The organism is Ruegeria lacuscaerulensis (assembly GCF_013034745.1).
Lineage (GTDB): Bacteria > Pseudomonadota > Alphaproteobacteria > Rhodobacterales > Rhodobacteraceae > Ruegeria > Ruegeria lacuscaerulensis_B.
The window spans coordinates 349,516-365,005 of sequence record NZ_WQGP01000006.1 but is presented as its reverse complement, the minus strand read 5'-3'; the positions used below and the strand labels follow the sequence as shown (position 1 = coordinate 365,005).

Here is a 15,490-nt window from a genome sequence, read left to right as displayed (position 1 = left end):
CCGTCAGCACCGTCTCCAGCGCCCCAGCACCGCCTCAGCAGCGCCGGTGAAGGGGTATTTACGGATTAGGTCTGGAACCTGCAACCCCCATTTTGAAAAAACTTTGAATTTGCAGGTAGAAACTTATTTAACTTAACAAAAACAACAGACTAACTTTAATAATCGCATCGAAAACCCGCCGAACAGAGTGTCACAATAGAGGATGCATACCCCTTTCGCAGGAATCGTACCCAATGCTTGGTAGCCGTTCATGACTCGCAAATAAAACGCCGCCCAAGTTTCCCTGCGCGGCGTCGTATTGTGAGTGATGGTGGTCTAAATTACTTCAGGTCGAACCGGTCCGCGTTCATCACCTTGATCCAAGCGGACACAAAGTCGGTGGTGAACTTGGCTTCGGCCCCGGCCTGACCATAGACCTCGGCCAGCGCCCGCAGTTGCGAGTTCGAGCCAAAGACCAGATCGACACGGGTCCCGGTCCACTTGACCTCACCGCTGGCGCGGTCGCGGCCTTCATAGACGCCCTTGCCTGCGGGCTTCCATTCGGTGCTCATGTCCAACAAGTTGGTGAAGAAATCGGTGCTGAGCGTACCGACCCGGTCTGTGAACACGCCATGCTTGGTATCGCCGAAATTGGCGCCAATCACGCGCAGCCCACCAACCAGTGCGGTCATTTCAGGCGCGGACAAGGTCAATAGTTGCGCTTTGTCGACCAGCAACTCTTCGGGTGAAACGGTATAGTCACCTTTCTGATAGTTGCGGAAGCCATCAGCGATGGGCTCCATCACCGCAAAGCTATCGACATCCGTCTGGTCCTGCGACGCATCAGTGCGGCCCGGAGTAAACGGAACCTCGACATCCTGACCGCCAGCCTTGGCCGCCTGTTCGATACCTACGGCGCCGGCCAGAACGATCACATCCGCCAGCGAGACCTTTTTGCCGCCCAACTGCGCATCGTTGAACGCGGCCTGAACACCCTCGAGCGCGGACAGCGCCTTGGACAATTTCATCGGCTCGTTCACATCCCAGTCTTTCTGCGGCGCAAGACGGATACGGGCACCATTGGCACCGCCACGCTTGTCCGACCCGCGGAAGGTCGAAGCCGAGGCCCAAGCGGTCGAAACCAGTTCCGACACCGACAGACCGGTTGCCGCGATCTTGGCTTTCAGGTCCGCCACATCCGCATCATCCACCAGATCATGATCTATGGCGGGGACGTTGTCCTGCCAGATCAGCTCCTCGGTCGGAGCTTCTTCACCGATATAGGCCGCGCGGGGGCCCATGTCGCGGTGGGTCAGCTTGAACCAGGCGCGGGCGAACGCATCTGCGAATTCTTCGGGGTTCTCATGGAAGCGCTTCGAGATCGGGCCATAGATCGGGTCCATGCGCATCGCCATGTCGGCGGTGGTCATCATGGTCTTGACCTTTTTCGACGGATCATGCGCCGCCGGGGCCATGTCTTCTTCTTTCACGCCGACCGGCTCCCAGATCCACGCGCCAGAGGGGCTTTTGGTCAGGTTCCAGTCATAGCCAAATAGAAGATCGAAATAGCCGTTGTCCCATTGGATCGGGTTCGCGGTCCACGCGCCTTCGATTCCCGAGGTTGTGGTGTCGTCACCTTTGCCCGAGCCAAACTTGTTGATCCAGCCAAAGCCCATTTCCTCGATCGCGGCAGCTTCGGGTTCGGGGCCAACCAGATCGGGATCGCCCGCGCCATGCGCTTTGCCAAAGGTATGACCACCCGCAACCAGAGCCACGGTTTCCTCGTCATTCATCGCCATCCGACCAAAGGTGTCGCGGATGTCACGGCCCGAGGCCAGCACGTTCGGCTCACCATCGGGGCCTTCTGGGTTCACATAGATCAGGCCCATCTGCACAGCGGCCAGCGGGTTTTCCAGATCGCGTTCACCGGAATAGCGGCTGTTCGGGTTGTCGGTGGGGGCCAGCCATTCGGTCTCAGTGCCCCAATAGATGTCTTCCTCGGGGGCCCAAATGTCTTCGCGGCCACCGGCAAAGCCAAAGGTCTTGCCGCCCATGGATTCGATGGCGCAGTTGCCCGCAAGGATCATCAGGTCAGCCCATGAAATCTGGTTGCCGTATTTCTGCTTGATCGGCCACAAAAGACGGCGCGCCTTATCGAGGTTGCCGTTATCCGGCCAGCTGTTCAGCGGGGCAAACCGCTGGTTCCCGGTCGAAGCACCACCCCGGCCATCCGCCGTCCGGTATGTCCCGGCGCTGTGCCACGCCATACGAATGAACAATCCGCCGTAATGACCATAATCCGCAGGCCACCAGTCCTGCGAATCCGTCATCAGCGCATACAGGTCTTCTTTCAGCGCCTTCATGTCCAGTTTCTTGAACTCTTCAGCGTAGTTGAAATCGGCATCCATCGGGTTCGAGGCCGGTCCGTGCTGATGCAGGATCGACAGGTTCAGCTGGTTCGGCCACCAGTCCCGGTTAGACCGGGTTCCTGCGCCGTGCATGACAGGGCATCCGCCTGCTTTGGGGTTATCACTTCCGTCCATGTCGATCTCCATTCCTGGCAAAATTCCGGCGCAGGTGCGCCGCTAAAAACTCGGTCGATCAAGAGCACATATAGATGACACTTTTATCCATCCTAAAAGCATGACGAAAAATCGCGCAGTCGTGATGGGCAGTAGCGACTCGGTAGGTCTTGTCTAGAACCGTTCTAGCAAAGACAATCCATGCGAATAAGTTTTGTTTATGGATGATTATGATAACTAAAAGCTATCACAATTCAATCATTCCGCGCGCATCAGAGACGTCAGCCCGACCCGGTAGTCTGGATAAAGCAGCTTTACCCCCAACTCATCCTTGATCCGGTCGTTTCTGACCCGCTTGTTCTCGTTGTAAAAACTGCGGGCCATCGGGGTTAGGTCGGCCTTGTCAAAAGGAACGGCGGGGGGCAGAGGCAATCCCTGCAACTCAGCCGCATAGGCAATGACATCCTGTGGTGGAACCGGTTCATCATCGCAGACATTATATATGGCGCCGGGATTTGGCGCGGCCATCGACGCCGCCAGTACCTGCGCGATATCGGCCACGTGAATGCGCGAAAAGACCTGACCCGGCTTTATGATCCGCCGCATCCCAACGCGTTTCAGCTTGGAGAACGGACCGCGACCGGGGCCATAGATCCCCGCCAGCCGGAAAATATGCGTGGGCAGACCCGGAATGGTCAGCCATTGCTGTTCCGCCTGCACCCGCCATCTGCCCCTTTGGGCCGTGGGTGTTGCAGGGGTAGTCTCATCTACCCAATCACCCTGATGATCGCCGTAAACGGCTGTGGTCGACAAGTACCCGACCCATTTGAACTGCGCGGCGCGCTCGGTGATTTCGTCCTTCAAGGCCGCCAGAACCGGGTCACCTTCGGCATTAGGCGCCGTCGAGATCAGCAAATGCGTCACCCCGTCCAAATCAACCTGCTGTCCAGGCCAAACAACCGGCTCTGCCCCCGAAGCCCGCAGGGTTATTGATTGCGCGGGGTCACGGGTGGTTCCGATGATGCGCCAGCCCGCGGGTGCCAAAAGCCGCGACAATTCCTGCGCGGAATAGCCATGGCCGAATGAATAAAGAGTACCAGTCATGCCGCCATTGATGATCCCCAAATCAGCCGGATGCAAGCGCGGGCGACGGGATACTTGATTCGAATCCCACAATGGGCCTTTCTTTTAGGCATGAGCGATAAAACCCCTGATCTGCATGCGGCCTATGCGCTGGAAACGCCGGACGACAACCGGCGGCTTTATGCGGAATGGGCCGGGGATTATGACACAGGCTTTGCCACGCGTGAGGATTATCAGCTCCACATCCACACGGCGCGCGCCTTTGTAGGGGCGGGAGGACAGGGCCCGGTGCTGGATGTGGGCGCGGGGACCGGTCTGTGCGGCGACGTTCTGGTCGGGCTGGGCGTCGGTCCCATCGACGCCACCGATATCAGCGCCCAGATGCTGGATCAGGCCATGCGCAAAGACATCTACCGCGATGCAATCGAGGCCGACCTGAACGAGGGCATCCCTGTGCCGCGCGAAAGCTACTCGGGCATCGTGTCATCGGGCACCTTCACCCACGGCCACCTCGGCCCCGAGGCGCTGTTGCCCTTGCTGCGCGTCGCGCGCCACGGTGCGCAATTCGCCCTGTCGATCAACGCCCAACATTATGAGGCACTTGGCTTTGCCGAGGCGCTTCACAAGCTGGCTCAGGGACAGATCAGAAACCTGTCTCTGCCCGAAGTACGTATCTATGGCGACCTCGCCGTTGGTCCCAACAAGGACGACACGGCGCTCATCGCCTTGTTCGAGCGGATTTAGCGCCCTTTCCAGACCGGGTCGCGTTTCTCGGCAAAGGCGCGGGCGCCTTCCAGATTGTCCTCGGACCCATACAGAACATCCACGGTCGGCAATTGCCGCCGTGTGATCCGGTTCATAATGTCCTGAAACTTTGAATCCTCGGCCTCGCGCACGATCTCTTTGAGCGCGGCATAGACCAGGGGCGGCCCGCTGGCCAATAAACGCGCCAGTTCCCAAGCGCGGTCCATTAATTGATCACCGGGAACAATCTCGTTGATCAAGCCCCATGCCTTGGCCTCGCCCGGATCGAACCAGCGTCCGGTCAGCAGCAGTTCCATCGCGATATGATAGGGGATGCGTTTGGGCAGTTTGACACTGGCGGCATCCGCAACGGTGCCGGATCGGATTTCGGGCAGAGCAAAGCTGGCGTGATCTGCGGCGATGATCATGTCGGCGCTCAGCGCCAATTCCAGCCCGCCACCGCAGGCGATACCGTTCACGGCGGCAATCACCGGCTTGTTCATATCGCGCAGCTCTTGCAACCCGCCGAAGCCGCCCACGCCATAATCGCCATCCACCGCGTCGCCATCCGCCGCAGCCTTCAGATCCCAGCCGGGGCAAAAGAACTTGTCGCCGCCACCGGTGATGATTGCCACGCGCAGGTCCGGGTCATCGCGGAAATCCCGAAACACCTCCCCCATAACGCGGCTGGTAGCCAGATCAATCGCGTTGGCTTTGGGACGGTCCAGAGTGACCAGTAGAATCGCGCCGTCGCGCTGGGTTTTGACCGGGTTCATGTGCGTGCCTTTCGGATCAGTGCATCCACCGCCACGGCCCCTTTAGGCCCGCAAATCAGCGGATTGATTTCAACTTCGCTGACATGGGTTGCGTTGGCAATAACATAGGCCTGAACGGCCTCGACCGTAACCAGGATCGCGCCCATGTCGGCTGCGGGTTTGCCGCGATAGCCAGCCAACAAAGGCGCACAAGCCAGCTCGCCCAGCGCCTTTTCAACTACATGCCGAGGTGACGGGATCAGCAGCGACACCGAGTCCCGTAGGATTTCCGTCAACACCCCGCCCGCGCCTAAGGTCAGAACATAGCCATGGGCCGGATCGCAGGTGACACCGATTAGCAACTCGGCAACGCCTTCAGGTGCCATTTCCTCGATCAGAACCTCAGAGGTGCCGATCTGGGCCGCGACCGCTGGCAGATCGTCCGCGCTGACCCCTAACTGAACCGCCCCATGGTCTGATTTATGCGCCAGTCCAACGCCCTTGACGGCGAAAGGACCGGTCATGTCACCCGCACAGGCGGCATCGGCCTGAATCACCCGCCTTTTCGGAGTGGACACACCGAAGGCTGCAAGCTGGTCCTTGGCCTCCGCCTCGGTCAGCGTGACGTCTGGATTGGCGGCACTGGGAAGAACCACCGGATCCGAGCCCTGCCCTGTGGGTCGCGCCGCTGCTTCGACAGCCGACAGTGCCTCATGGAGCCCGGCGAAGGGGATAACGCCGCCATCCATCAGGCGCTGCGCGACGTCCTCGGGCATCAACTCGGGCAGAGTCGCTGTCACTGCAAAGGACCGCCCGGTTTGTGCCACACAATTCAACGCGGCCTGCGTCGCACAGTTCCAATCGGTTTGATCAGTGTGCGGATAGTCCACAATGGCCATAGTCAGAGCCTGTTCTGGCCCCATCATCGCCGACCAGGCACGCGTCATGGCGTCGGTGTCGCGCCAGATATAGGTGTGGTAGTCCAGCGGGTTCGCCAGCGCCACCATCGGCCCCAATGCCGCGCGCAGATCGGTGCGTTGCGTATCCGTCAACGGCGGAAAGTGCAGATCACGCCCCTCGGCCATATCGGCGGCCAGACTGGCCTCGCCCCCCGAGCAGCTGATCGTACCCAGCCCGTTGCTGTCCAGACGCCCAGCAACATGCAACAGCTTGAGGCATTCCAGAAAGCTGGGGATGTCATCCAAGCGGGCAATCCCCAACCGATCCAGAAACGCCTGAGCACCCGCGTCCTGCCCCGCCAGCGAGGCCGTATGCGAAATCGTTGCCGCCTGGGCATGGACCGACCGGCCCATCTTCAGCGCAACAATCGGGACACCGCGCTGACGAGCCTTTTTAGCCAGCGCCTCCCATTTGCGCAGATCGCCAAACCCTTCGATATGCACGCCGATGGCCGTAATGCGGTCGTCATCCAACAACGCCGAGGCAATCTGGGCCTGATGCGTCTGCGCCTGATTTCCACAGGTCAGCATGAAGGCCAACGGCAAAGCGCGGCGCTGCATGGTCATGTTGATGGCAATGTTCGAGCTTTGCGTCAGGATCGCCACCCCGCGATCCACAGGCCGCATGCCGTGCTGATCAGGCCAGACAGCCACACGATCCAGGCCATTGACGAAACCGTAACAATTCGGCCCAAAAATCGGCATGTCCCCTGCGGCGGCGATCAACTGATCCTGAAGGCCCGCGCCTGAATGGTCTTCAGCCTGTGCCTCGGTATAGCCGGAAGCGAAACAGACCGCACCGCCCGTCCCCATCGCAGACAGAATCCTGACGGCCTCAATTGTGGCGTGGCGGTTGATGCCAACAAAGGCCATGTCGGGCACATCAGGCAACGACTCGAGTGTCGGGTAAGCACTTTCCCCCGCGACATCGGTTGCTTTGGGGTGCACAGGCCAAATTTCGCCCTCGAATCCAAACTTGCGTGTCTGCTCGATAACAGACGTACACCACGCGCCACCGCCGATCACGGCGATGGTCTTTGGGTTCAGCGCTCGGGCCAGCGCTGTCGTCATGCGCCCAGCGCCCGCAAGAGATCGCGGCTGATGATGTGGCGCTGAATCTCGCTGGTGCCGTCCCAGATGCGTTCGACACGCGCGTCACGCCAGAATCGCTCCAGCGGGTAGTCATCCATCAGACCCATCCCGCCATGCACCTGAATCGCCGCATCCGTCACCCGGGCCAGCATTTCCGAGGCGTACAGTTTGGCCGAGGCAATCTCGCGGTTGGCGGGCAGCCCCTTGTCCAGACGATCGGCGGCTGCAAGGGTCAGCAGATCGGCGGCATCAATCTCGGTGATCATGTCTGCAATCTGGAATGAGACGCCCTGAAACTTGCCGATCTTCTGGCCGAATTGTTCACGCGTGGCGGCATAGTCCAGCGCATAGTCGAACGCTCGGCGCGCACGCCCAACCGACATTGCGGCAACGGTGATCCGGGTGGCGTAAAGCCAGGTGTTCATCACCTCGAACCCGCCATCAACCTCGCCCAGAACCTGCGCATCCGGCAGGCGGCAATCGTCGAAATCCAGCACCATGTTCTTGTAGCCGCGATGACTGACCGACTTGTATCCATCCCGGATCGTGAAGCCGGGGGTCCCGCGATCGACCAGAAAGGCAGTGATGCGCTTCTTCGGGCCTTTCGGCGTCTGATCTTCACCGGTTGCGATGAAGACGATGATAAAGTCTGCATGTTCCGCGCCCGAGATGAAGTGCTTGGTGCCATTGACCACCCAGTCGCCCCCATCGCGCACGGCAGCGCATTTCATCCCCCGCACGTCCGAGCCCGCACCCGGTTCAGTCATCGCCAGCGCGTCCATCTTTTCACCCCTGACGGCCGGCATCAGGTAACGGTCGATCTGATCCCCCTCGCACGCCATCAGGATGTTTTGCGGCCGTCCGAAGAAATGGTTCAGCGCCATGGATCCCCGGCCCAACTCGCGCTCGACCAGCGCAAACTCCAGATGGTTTAGCCCGGCACAGCCGACGCTTTCGGGGAAGTTGCAGGCATAAAAGCCCAACTCGATCGTCTTGCGTTTGATCTCGGCGGCGATCTCGTGCGGAACCTCGCCAGTGCGCTCGACCAGCTCTTCATGCGGGTAGATTTCGTTTTCGACAAAGCTGCGAACGGTCGCGGCGATCATCTCTTGTTCGTTGGACAGGCCATATTGCATCTGGGGTCTCCACATCTGGGGTTGCGGATATCCTGACGTGGCTTGCCAAGCTGAATATGCAGAAATAGACCTAAATCATGCAAAGATGGATCAAATCGCCTGCTGCGCCGCAGCAATTCGGAGTGCTTCTGTTCGACGGCTTTTCCAACCACTGCCTTGCGAATGCGGTCGAACCCTTGCGGGCGGCGAATTCCATAGCGGGGCGCAAGCTGTATGACTGGCAATTTCTGTCACTGGATCGCGCTCCCGTCACGTCATCTTCGGGGCTGCAAGTCGCACCGCACGACATCTTGCAGAATGCACGCGGCGATACTTTACTGGTCATGCCCTCTTACGGGTATCGGGCCCATGGCGGGTGGCGGACGCTGGCGGGGTTGCGATCCGCAGCGGGGCGTTACAGTGCGCTGGCCGGGCTGGACACAGGAAGCTGGTTGTTGGCGCTGGCCGGATTACTGGACGGGCACCGTGCGACGATCCACTGGGAAGAATTGGGCAGTTTTACTGAGCGGTTCCCCGAGATAGACGCACAGCGCGAACGCTACGTGATCGACGGCGACCGCATTACCTGTTCTGGCGCGATGGCGGCGTTTGATCTGGTGCTGCACCTGATTGGGCGAGACCGCGGGCAGGCTTTGGCGCTGGAGGTTGCGCAGCTTTTCATGACCCGCGATTCCGCCAGGTCTCACTCCGGCGGGGCGGGTGCGACCAGCGGCTATGTGAACAAAGCGCTGGCGCTGATGCAGGAACATTTGGAAACGCCCTTGCCTATCCCCGAGATCGCCCGCCGGGTTGGACGATCGCAAAAGGCATTGGCGGCCCGAATGCAAACCGAACTGGGCGCAGGCCCCGCACAGGTCTATCGCCGCCTGCGCCTGAACCTGGCCCGGAAACTGGCAGCCGAGACCGACCTGACCATCGCCGAGATCGCCCTGCGCGCAGGCTATGACGACCCCAGCGCCCTAACCCGAGCCTTTCGGACCGAGTTCGGGACCACCCCGCGCGCAATGCGATCCGGTTAGGTATACATCTGTTTTTTGTAGGCCCGCGTCCGCGTCGTCGCCTCGGCAGACCCATCGTGATAGGTGCCGAACCACTTGTCGAAAGGGATTTCTGAGGTACCATAGTTGCACTCGAAATACCGGTGATGAAGCTGGTGGAAAAAGTCCCCCGCACGGGCCGCTTCAGTTTCTCCGGCTTTCAGCTTTTCAAACCCTGAATGAGACAGAACCGGGCTGATCTGCTGGAAATACGTATGAAACAGAAGATGCAGAGGGTGGGACGGCACGATCAGATGGATGAAATAGGTCGTGAAATACAGCAGGTTTTCATACCAATGGTTCGATATCCCCGACCACGGGCCGATATTGACGTTGCGATGATGCACGGCGTGGACGTGTTTATAGAGCTTTGGGTGATGCTCCAGCCGATGCACCCAATAGAAATGCAAGCCAGACCACATCGGAATGAACAACATCCAGACGATAAACCAAATCGGCGCGCTGGCCCAAGTGACTGTCGGCACATATCCGTTGGCCATCGCCCAATAGATCACCCATTGATACACGGTTGCCACGGTCATGGCGCTGCCCAGCGTCCACCAGATATTGTCCCAGACCTGATTGCGGAAGGTGAAATTGCCGTTGTCCCGGGTCAGGTCGCGACGGTCGAACTTTTTGTACATGCCCTGCCCCTTGCGCATGTAAAGCCACCAATGCAGCCCGCCCGCCACCAAGATCTGAGGCACCATGTTCAGCAGCCAAATGCGGAACATCCACCCCGGAGCAAAGCTCTTCATCGACTCTAACGCAGGGAAGAATATGGCATAGGTAATGATCGCCAGCCCCATACACAGGGTCAGCGAGGTAATCTGCAGCCAAGCTCCACTGTACCACTTCAGCACAGAGGCGGGGCGCGGAGGCCATGCGAACAGCGGGTTCAAGCCCACCGGACCTTCGGGGTGATAGTGCCAGCGGGCGGCTTCGGGGTCTTGGGCGGCGTCTGTCATGGCAATTCCCTTTAGCTGGCGTAATCCGAACCCTCTGCATCCAGCAGGGCTTTGATTTCCCGCAGATGCGCCTCGGCCTGATCAGGGTAGTCATCCAGTTCCTGCGCGGTCTTCTCGGCGATCTCATCGGACAAGACACGCAGGGGCTGGCCGGTCTGCAACGCGCGGATATATGTCTCGGCCGCACGCTCGAAATAATAGAGGCGGTTGAACGTATCCGCCGGATCGCTGCCCGTCACCAACACGCCATGGTTGCCCATGATCATGACCTTCTTCTTCGGGTCCGACAGCATTGAGGCGCAGCGCTCACCTTCGCTTTCAAAGGCCAGCCCGCCGAATTCCTGATCTACAACATAGCGGTTGTAGAAGGTGGCCGTGTTCTGGTCGATCGGCGGTAGAGTGCTGTCGGCCAACGAGGCCAGAACGGTTGCAAAGATCGAATGCACATGCATCACACAGCGCGCATGCGGGCAATGGCGGTGGATCGAGCCATGCAGACCCCAAGCGGTTGGGTCGGGCGCGCCGGGCTGATCCATAACGTCGGGATCATTGGCATCCAGCAGCAGAAGGTTCGACGCCTTGATCCGTGCGAAATGCATCTGATTGGCGTTCATCAGGAACTGCGTTCCGCCCTCGTTGACCGCCAAACTGAAGTGGTTGGCCACGGCCTCGTGCATGTTCAGGCGTTCAGTCCAGCGGAAGGTGGCAGCAAGGTCGACCCGCTCGGGCCAGTGGTCGATATTGGGACGCAATTCGGTGACGGTCATGGCGGGCTCCTCCATCTGGTTTCTCAAGAAGGTGGCGACGCGAGGCGGATTTGACCAACGAAAAATTCTCGACTATCTCATAAGCTCAGCTAATGGTGAGGTTATGCCAATGCAGACATCGCTGCCTCCGCTGGGCTGGCTGCGCACGTTCGAGGCCGCCGCGCGACACCTGTCCTTCACGGGCGCGGCGCGCGATCTGAACATGACGCAAAGCGCGGTCAGTCAGCAGATAAAATCGCTTGAGGGCTATCTGGGCCAACCCCTGTTTCTGCGCCGTCCCCGCGCACTGGAACTGACCGAGGCCGGAATCACCTATCTGCCCGTAGTGCGTGAGGCGTTTCGCACGCTGGTGCGCGGCACACAGGCCGTCACCGGCGCGCAGCAAAACGCGGTTCAGGTTCAGAGCAACATCACCTTTGCCGTGAACTGGCTGGGACCGCGCCTGCCCCGGTTCCGGGCTGCGCACCCGGATGTGCAATTGAACATCTTCACCGAACTCTGGGAGCCGCGCGAAATGGCCGAGGGCGCGGCGGTCGAAATCCGATACTCTCTGCGCCCGTCCGACACGGTGCGCACCGAGTTGCTGCGCACCGACCACTACTACCCGGTCTGCGCGCCGGGCTATGAAGTGCGGCTGGAAGATATTCAGGAACAACCCCTGTTTGATTGCTCTAATCTGTTGTCGAATTGGCAGAATTGGATCACTGAACAGGGCCTAACTTGGGAAAATTCGCCCATTACCTATTCAACAACCTATCTGGTTAGCCTGTCTGTTGCGATGGCCGGGGGTGGGTATTGCCTGACCCATGACACCATAGCTCGCGACCTGATCGAGCGCGGACAACTGATGGCTCCGTTTGAGTATCGTGCGGAGATGCCCGAGGCTTATTACCTGCTGCTGTCGCCTCAGGCCGAGGAAACGCCGGGTGCCGTCCTGTTCGCCGATTGGGTAAGGCGGGAAATTGCCCGCGATCTGGCGGGGTAGGCGCTCCCGCCCATCGTCAGGGGCGCTTGCGCGCGCCCTCCTTTGGTTGGGCCGGGCAGCGCTGACGCGCTGCGTGACGGTTTGATGATAGATGTTCGGCAGGGGTTGCACCTTCGGACACATTCAGAAAAGTTGAGCCATGGAATATACGCCTTTCCCAAGTTGGCCCGATACCGCCCCCCGATTGATCGCTGTTGCCGCTGGACGTGATCCAGCCGACATGGTCGTGTGCGGCGGGATCTGGGTGAACGTACACACGCGCGAAGCGCTGCCGGATCACGACATCGCAATCGCCAGCGGGCGCATCGCCTTTGTGGGACCGGATGCCTCGCATTGCATCGGCCCAAAGACGCAGATCATCGAGGCCAATGGGCGCCATATGCTGCCCGGTCTGTGCGACGCGCATATGCATATCGAATCGGGGATGCTGACCCCGGCGGAGTTTGCCCGCGCGGTCATTCCTCATGGCACGACGTCGATGTTCACCGACCCGCATGAGATTGCCAATGTGCTGGGACTGGACGGTGTGCGGATGATGCATGACGAGGCGTTGATGCAACCGGTCAACATCTTCACCCAGATGCCATCCTGCGCGCCATCGGCCCCAGGGCTTGAAACCACAGGCTATGAAATCACCCCTGAGGACGTGGCCGAGGCGATGAACTGGCCCGGCATCATCGGGTTGGGCGAGATGATGAATTTCCCCGGCGTGATCCACGGCGACCCGAAGATGCTGGCCGAGATCGCGGCGACTCAGAATGCGGGGAAAACCGTGGGTGGGCACTATGCTTCGCCTGATTTAGGGCCTGAATTCGCGGCTTATGTGGCCGGGGGCCCCGCTGACGACCACGAGGGAACTTGCGAAGCCGACGCCATAGCTCGGGTGCGGCAGGGGATGCGGTCGATGATGCGGCTGGGCTCGGCCTGGTATGACGTGGAAAGCCAGATCACAGCCGTGACCGAGAAAGGGTTAGACCCGCGCGGCTTTATTCTGTGCACGGATGATTGCCACTCGGGCACATTGGTGAATGAGGGGCATATGAACCGCGTGGTGCGCCACGCGATTGCCTGCGGTTGCGATCCGTTGATTGCGTTGCAGATGGCGACGATCAACACCGCCACCCATTTCGGGCTGGAACGCGAGATCGGGTCGATCACGCCAGGCCGGCGGGCGGATATTATCCTGAGTTCTGATCTGGCTGCGTTGCAGATTGAGGTGGTGATCGCCCGCGGCCAGATCGTTGCCGAAAATGGCGCGATTTCAGTAGACTGCCCGCATCTGAACTGGCCGGACAGTGCGCGCAATACGGTGCATCTGGGCCATACCCTGACCGATAAGGATTTTGAGATCAAAGCCCCCGAGGGCGCCAACCGCGTGCGGGCCAATGTGATCGGCGTGGTAGAAAACCAAGCCCCGACCAAGGCGCTGAAGGCAGAATTGCCGATCATCGGCGGGCTGGTCGAGGGCGAAGGCGACGTCTGCCAGATTGCGCTGGTCGAACGGCACCGCGCAACCGGAGGGGTCACGAACGCCTTTGTCTCGGGCTTTGGGTATCAAGGGCGCATGGCCATGGCCTCGACCGTGGCGCATGACAGCCACCATATGATCGTGGTCGGCACCGACCGCGAACAGATGGCGCTGGCGGCGAACCGGCTGGCCGAGGTGGGCGGAGGTATCACCCTTTTCCGCGACGGCGAGGAACTGGCGATGGTGGAACTGCCCATCGCTGGCCTGATGTCCGACAGTCCCGCCGCCGAAGTGGCCGCCAAGGCGGACCGGATGGTTCAGGCGATGCAGGACTGCGGCTGCCATTTGAACAACGCGTATATGCAGCACTCGCTGCTGGCCCTCGTCGTGATCCCCGAACTGCGGATTTCCGACCTTGGGCTGGTGGATGTGCGGACATTTGAAAAGATCGACCTTTTGGAACCCCTCGCATGACAATAATAAGAACACCCGACGTCCCAAACCCTGAGAAATTCACCGACCCTGCTGCAGCCGTGGCGCGCCTGGAAGAGCTCTACGAAAAGGCCACAAGTTTCCTGTGCGAAAACTTCGCCAAAGCGATGGAGGCAGGCACTCCGACTGAGCGTTTCAGAGCCTATTACCCAGAGATTCGCATCAAAACGACCTCATACGCGCATGTGGACAGCCGGCTGAGCTTTGGTCACGTCTCGGAACCCGGCACCCATGCCACGACGGTCACACGGCCCGATCTGTTCCGGGCCTATCTGACCCAACAAATTGCCCTGCTGATCAAAAACCACGACCAACCAGTGACGATTGGCGCCTCGGATACACCCATCCCGGTTCATTTCGCGGTGGCCAATAACCCCGACCTCGTGGTGCCGCATCAGGGCGCGGCGGGATTCACCTTGCGCGATGTGTTCGACGTGCCGGATCTGACGACCACCAATGATGATATCGTCAACGGGGTGCATGACCACGAAACCGAGATTGGCCCCTTGGCGCTGTTCACCGCCCAGCGTGTGGATTATTCGCTGGCCCGTCTGGCGCATTACACTGCCACCGATCCCAGCCACTTCCAAAACCATGTGCTGTTCACCAACTACCAGTTCTACGTGTCCGAGTTCGAGAACTACGCCCGCGAACAACTGGCCGCCGCCGACAGCGGCTATACCAGCTTTGTGTCGACCGGGAATGCGCAGATCACCTCGGCCGATGGCGTTTTGGAGCAGCCGCTGAAGCTGCCTCAGATGCCGACCTACCACCTGAAACGCGCCGATGGGTCGGGGATCACGTTGGTCAATATCGGGGTGGGGCCATCCAACGCAAAAACCGCGACCGACCATATCGCAGTTCTGCGGCCGCATGCGTGGCTGATGGTTGGCCATTGCGCCGGCTTGCGCAACACGCAGGCGCTGGGGGATTTCGTGCTAGCCCATGCCTATCTACGTGAAGACAAGGTGCTGGACGATGACCTGCCCGTCTGGGTGCCGATCCCGCCCCTAGCCGAAGTGCAGGTAGCGTTGGAACGCGCCGTGGCCGAAGTGACAGAACTGGACGGCTACGAGCTAAAGCGCGTCATGCGCACCGGCACCGTCGCCTCGGTCGACAACCGCAACTGGGAACTGCGCGACCAGTCCGGCCCGGTGCAGCGCCTCAGCCAGTCTCGCGCGATTGCGCTGGATATGGAAAGCGCCACGATCGCCGCCAATGGATATCGGTTCCGGGTGCCCTATGGCACTTTGCTCTGTGTCTCGGACAAACCGCTGCACGGGGAATTGAAGCTTCCGGGCATGGCCTCGGACTTCTATACCACACAGGTCAGCCGCCATTTGGCGATCGGAATTCGCGCGATGGAACACCTGCGAGGCATGCCGCTTGAGCGTCTGCACAGCCGGAAATTGCGTTCTTTCGACGAAACAGCCTTTCTCTGAAGCAAAAAAGCAACGTTTCCCCCCTATTTTTAGGGTTTTCCGCGCTACTATTCGTTGTGTT

At 60.0% G+C, this 15,490-nt stretch carries 12 protein-coding genes; 5 read left to right on the top strand and 7 right to left on the bottom strand.

Annotation, left to right across the window (positions count from 1 at the left end):
* Positions 1 to 320 precede the first annotated feature (320 nt).
* Positions 321 to 2,522 (bottom strand): catalase/peroxidase HPI, encoded by a 2,202-nt coding sequence (katG, locus tag GOV79_RS14405; RefSeq protein WP_170790289.1) that lies wholly within the window; start codon positions 2,520 to 2,522, stop codon positions 321 to 323.
* 237 nt (positions 2,523 to 2,759) lie between these two features.
* On the bottom strand, positions 2,760 to 3,605 hold the full coding sequence (locus GOV79_RS14400) for an SDR family oxidoreductase (RefSeq protein ID WP_170790288.1): 846 nt from the start codon (positions 3,603 to 3,605) through the stop codon (positions 2,760 to 2,762).
* A 90-nt stretch (positions 3,606 to 3,695) separates the two neighbouring features.
* Here GOV79_RS14400 and GOV79_RS14395 point away from each other — a divergent pair, with 90 nt between their 5' ends.
* Positions 3,696 to 4,328, top strand: coding sequence for a class I SAM-dependent DNA methyltransferase (locus GOV79_RS14395; protein ID WP_170790287.1), 633 nt, complete (start codon positions 3,696 to 3,698; stop codon positions 4,326 to 4,328).
* On the opposite strand, the gene GOV79_RS14390 is transcribed toward GOV79_RS14395, so the two are convergent.
* Genes GOV79_RS14390 through GOV79_RS14380 form a run of 3 tightly spaced genes read right to left on the bottom strand, consistent with a single transcriptional unit; the run spans position 4,325 to position 8,270 of the window.
* Positions 4,325 to 5,104 carry a carnitinyl-CoA dehydratase gene (locus tag GOV79_RS14390; protein ID WP_170790286.1) on the bottom strand — a complete coding sequence of 260 codons (780 nt, stop codon included), beginning with the start codon at positions 5,102 to 5,104 and terminating at the stop codon, positions 4,325 to 4,327. The two genes, GOV79_RS14395 and GOV79_RS14390, sit on opposite strands and share 4 nt — an antisense overlap.
* The gene (locus tag GOV79_RS14385; protein WP_170790285.1) at positions 5,101 to 7,113 is read right to left on the bottom strand and encodes an acetate--CoA ligase family protein; all 2,013 of its coding nucleotides are present in this window, start codon (positions 7,111 to 7,113) and stop codon (positions 5,101 to 5,103) included. Before GOV79_RS14385 ends, GOV79_RS14390 begins: the two co-directional genes overlap by 4 nt.
* Complete coding sequence (locus GOV79_RS14380) at positions 7,110 to 8,270, bottom strand: acyl-CoA dehydrogenase family protein (RefSeq protein WP_170790301.1); 1,161 nt, start codon at positions 8,268 to 8,270, stop codon at positions 7,110 to 7,112. Before GOV79_RS14380 ends, GOV79_RS14385 begins: the two co-directional genes overlap by 4 nt.
* A gap of 77 nt (positions 8,271 to 8,347) precedes the next feature.
* Here GOV79_RS14380 and GOV79_RS14375 point away from each other — a divergent pair, with 77 nt between their 5' ends.
* A complete protein-coding gene (locus GOV79_RS14375; RefSeq protein ID WP_170790284.1) occupies positions 8,348 to 9,289 on the top strand; it encodes a GlxA family transcriptional regulator in 942 nt (313 codons plus the stop codon).
* Here GOV79_RS14375 and GOV79_RS14370 read toward each other — a convergent pair.
* Both GOV79_RS14370 and GOV79_RS14365 read right to left on the bottom strand, forming a co-directional pair.
* On the bottom strand, positions 9,286 to 10,275 hold the full coding sequence (locus GOV79_RS14370; protein ID WP_170790283.1) for a sterol desaturase family protein: 990 nt from the start codon (positions 10,273 to 10,275) through the stop codon (positions 9,286 to 9,288). The two genes, GOV79_RS14375 and GOV79_RS14370, sit on opposite strands and share 4 nt — an antisense overlap.
* Before the next feature lie 11 nt (positions 10,276 to 10,286).
* Positions 10,287 to 11,042, bottom strand: a complete 756-nt coding sequence (locus GOV79_RS14365) for a class II aldolase and adducin N-terminal domain-containing protein (RefSeq protein WP_170790282.1) — start codon at positions 11,040 to 11,042, stop codon at positions 10,287 to 10,289.
* A 109-nt stretch (positions 11,043 to 11,151) separates the two neighbouring features.
* Here GOV79_RS14365 and GOV79_RS14360 point away from each other — a divergent pair, with 109 nt between their 5' ends.
* The 3 genes from GOV79_RS14360 to GOV79_RS14350 all read left to right on the top strand — a co-directional run bounded on the left by GOV79_RS14360 (position 11,152) and on the right by GOV79_RS14350 (position 15,429).
* Entirely contained in the window at positions 11,152 to 12,027 is an 876-nt protein-coding gene (locus GOV79_RS14360) for a LysR family transcriptional regulator (RefSeq protein ID WP_170790281.1), read from the top strand.
* A 139-nt stretch (positions 12,028 to 12,166) separates the two neighbouring features.
* On the top strand, positions 12,167 to 13,969 hold the full coding sequence (gene ade, locus GOV79_RS14355; protein ID WP_170790280.1) for an adenine deaminase: 1,803 nt from the start codon (positions 12,167 to 12,169) through the stop codon (positions 13,967 to 13,969).
* Positions 13,966 to 15,429, top strand: a complete 1,464-nt coding sequence (locus GOV79_RS14350) for an AMP nucleosidase (RefSeq protein WP_170790279.1) — start codon at positions 13,966 to 13,968, stop codon at positions 15,427 to 15,429. The genes ade and GOV79_RS14350 overlap by 4 nt, the downstream gene beginning before the upstream one ends.
* The last annotated feature ends 61 nt before the right edge of the window (positions 15,430 to 15,490 follow it).

Excerpts from the sequence above, each read along its gene's own strand:
- katG (WP_170790289.1), bottom strand. The coding sequence starts at position 2,522 with ATGGACGGAAGTGATAACCCCAAAGCAGGCGGATGCCCTGTCATGCAC.
- GOV79_RS14400 (WP_170790288.1), bottom strand. The coding sequence starts at position 3,605 with ATGACTGGTACTCTTTATTCATTCGGCCATGGCTATTCCGCGCAGGAA.
- GOV79_RS14395 (WP_170790287.1), top strand. The coding sequence starts at position 3,696 with ATGAGCGATAAAACCCCTGATCTGCATGCGGCCTATGCGCTGGAAACG.
- GOV79_RS14390 (WP_170790286.1), bottom strand. The coding sequence starts at position 5,104 with ATGAACCCGGTCAAAACCCAGCGCGACGGCGCGATTCTACTGGTCACT.
- GOV79_RS14385 (WP_170790285.1), bottom strand. The coding sequence starts at position 7,113 with ATGACGACAGCGCTGGCCCGAGCGCTGAACCCAAAGACCATCGCCGTG.
- GOV79_RS14380 (WP_170790301.1), bottom strand. The coding sequence starts at position 8,270 with ATGCAATATGGCCTGTCCAACGAACAAGAGATGATCGCCGCGACCGTT.
- GOV79_RS14375 (WP_170790284.1), top strand. The coding sequence starts at position 8,348 with ATGCAAAGATGGATCAAATCGCCTGCTGCGCCGCAGCAATTCGGAGTG.
- GOV79_RS14370 (WP_170790283.1), bottom strand. The coding sequence starts at position 10,275 with ATGACAGACGCCGCCCAAGACCCCGAAGCCGCCCGCTGGCACTATCAC.
- GOV79_RS14365 (WP_170790282.1), bottom strand. The coding sequence starts at position 11,042 with ATGACCGTCACCGAATTGCGTCCCAATATCGACCACTGGCCCGAGCGG.
- GOV79_RS14360 (WP_170790281.1), top strand. The coding sequence starts at position 11,152 with ATGCAGACATCGCTGCCTCCGCTGGGCTGGCTGCGCACGTTCGAGGCC.
- ade (WP_170790280.1), top strand. The coding sequence starts at position 12,167 with ATGGAATATACGCCTTTCCCAAGTTGGCCCGATACCGCCCCCCGATTG.
- GOV79_RS14350 (WP_170790279.1), top strand. The coding sequence starts at position 13,966 with ATGACAATAATAAGAACACCCGACGTCCCAAACCCTGAGAAATTCACC.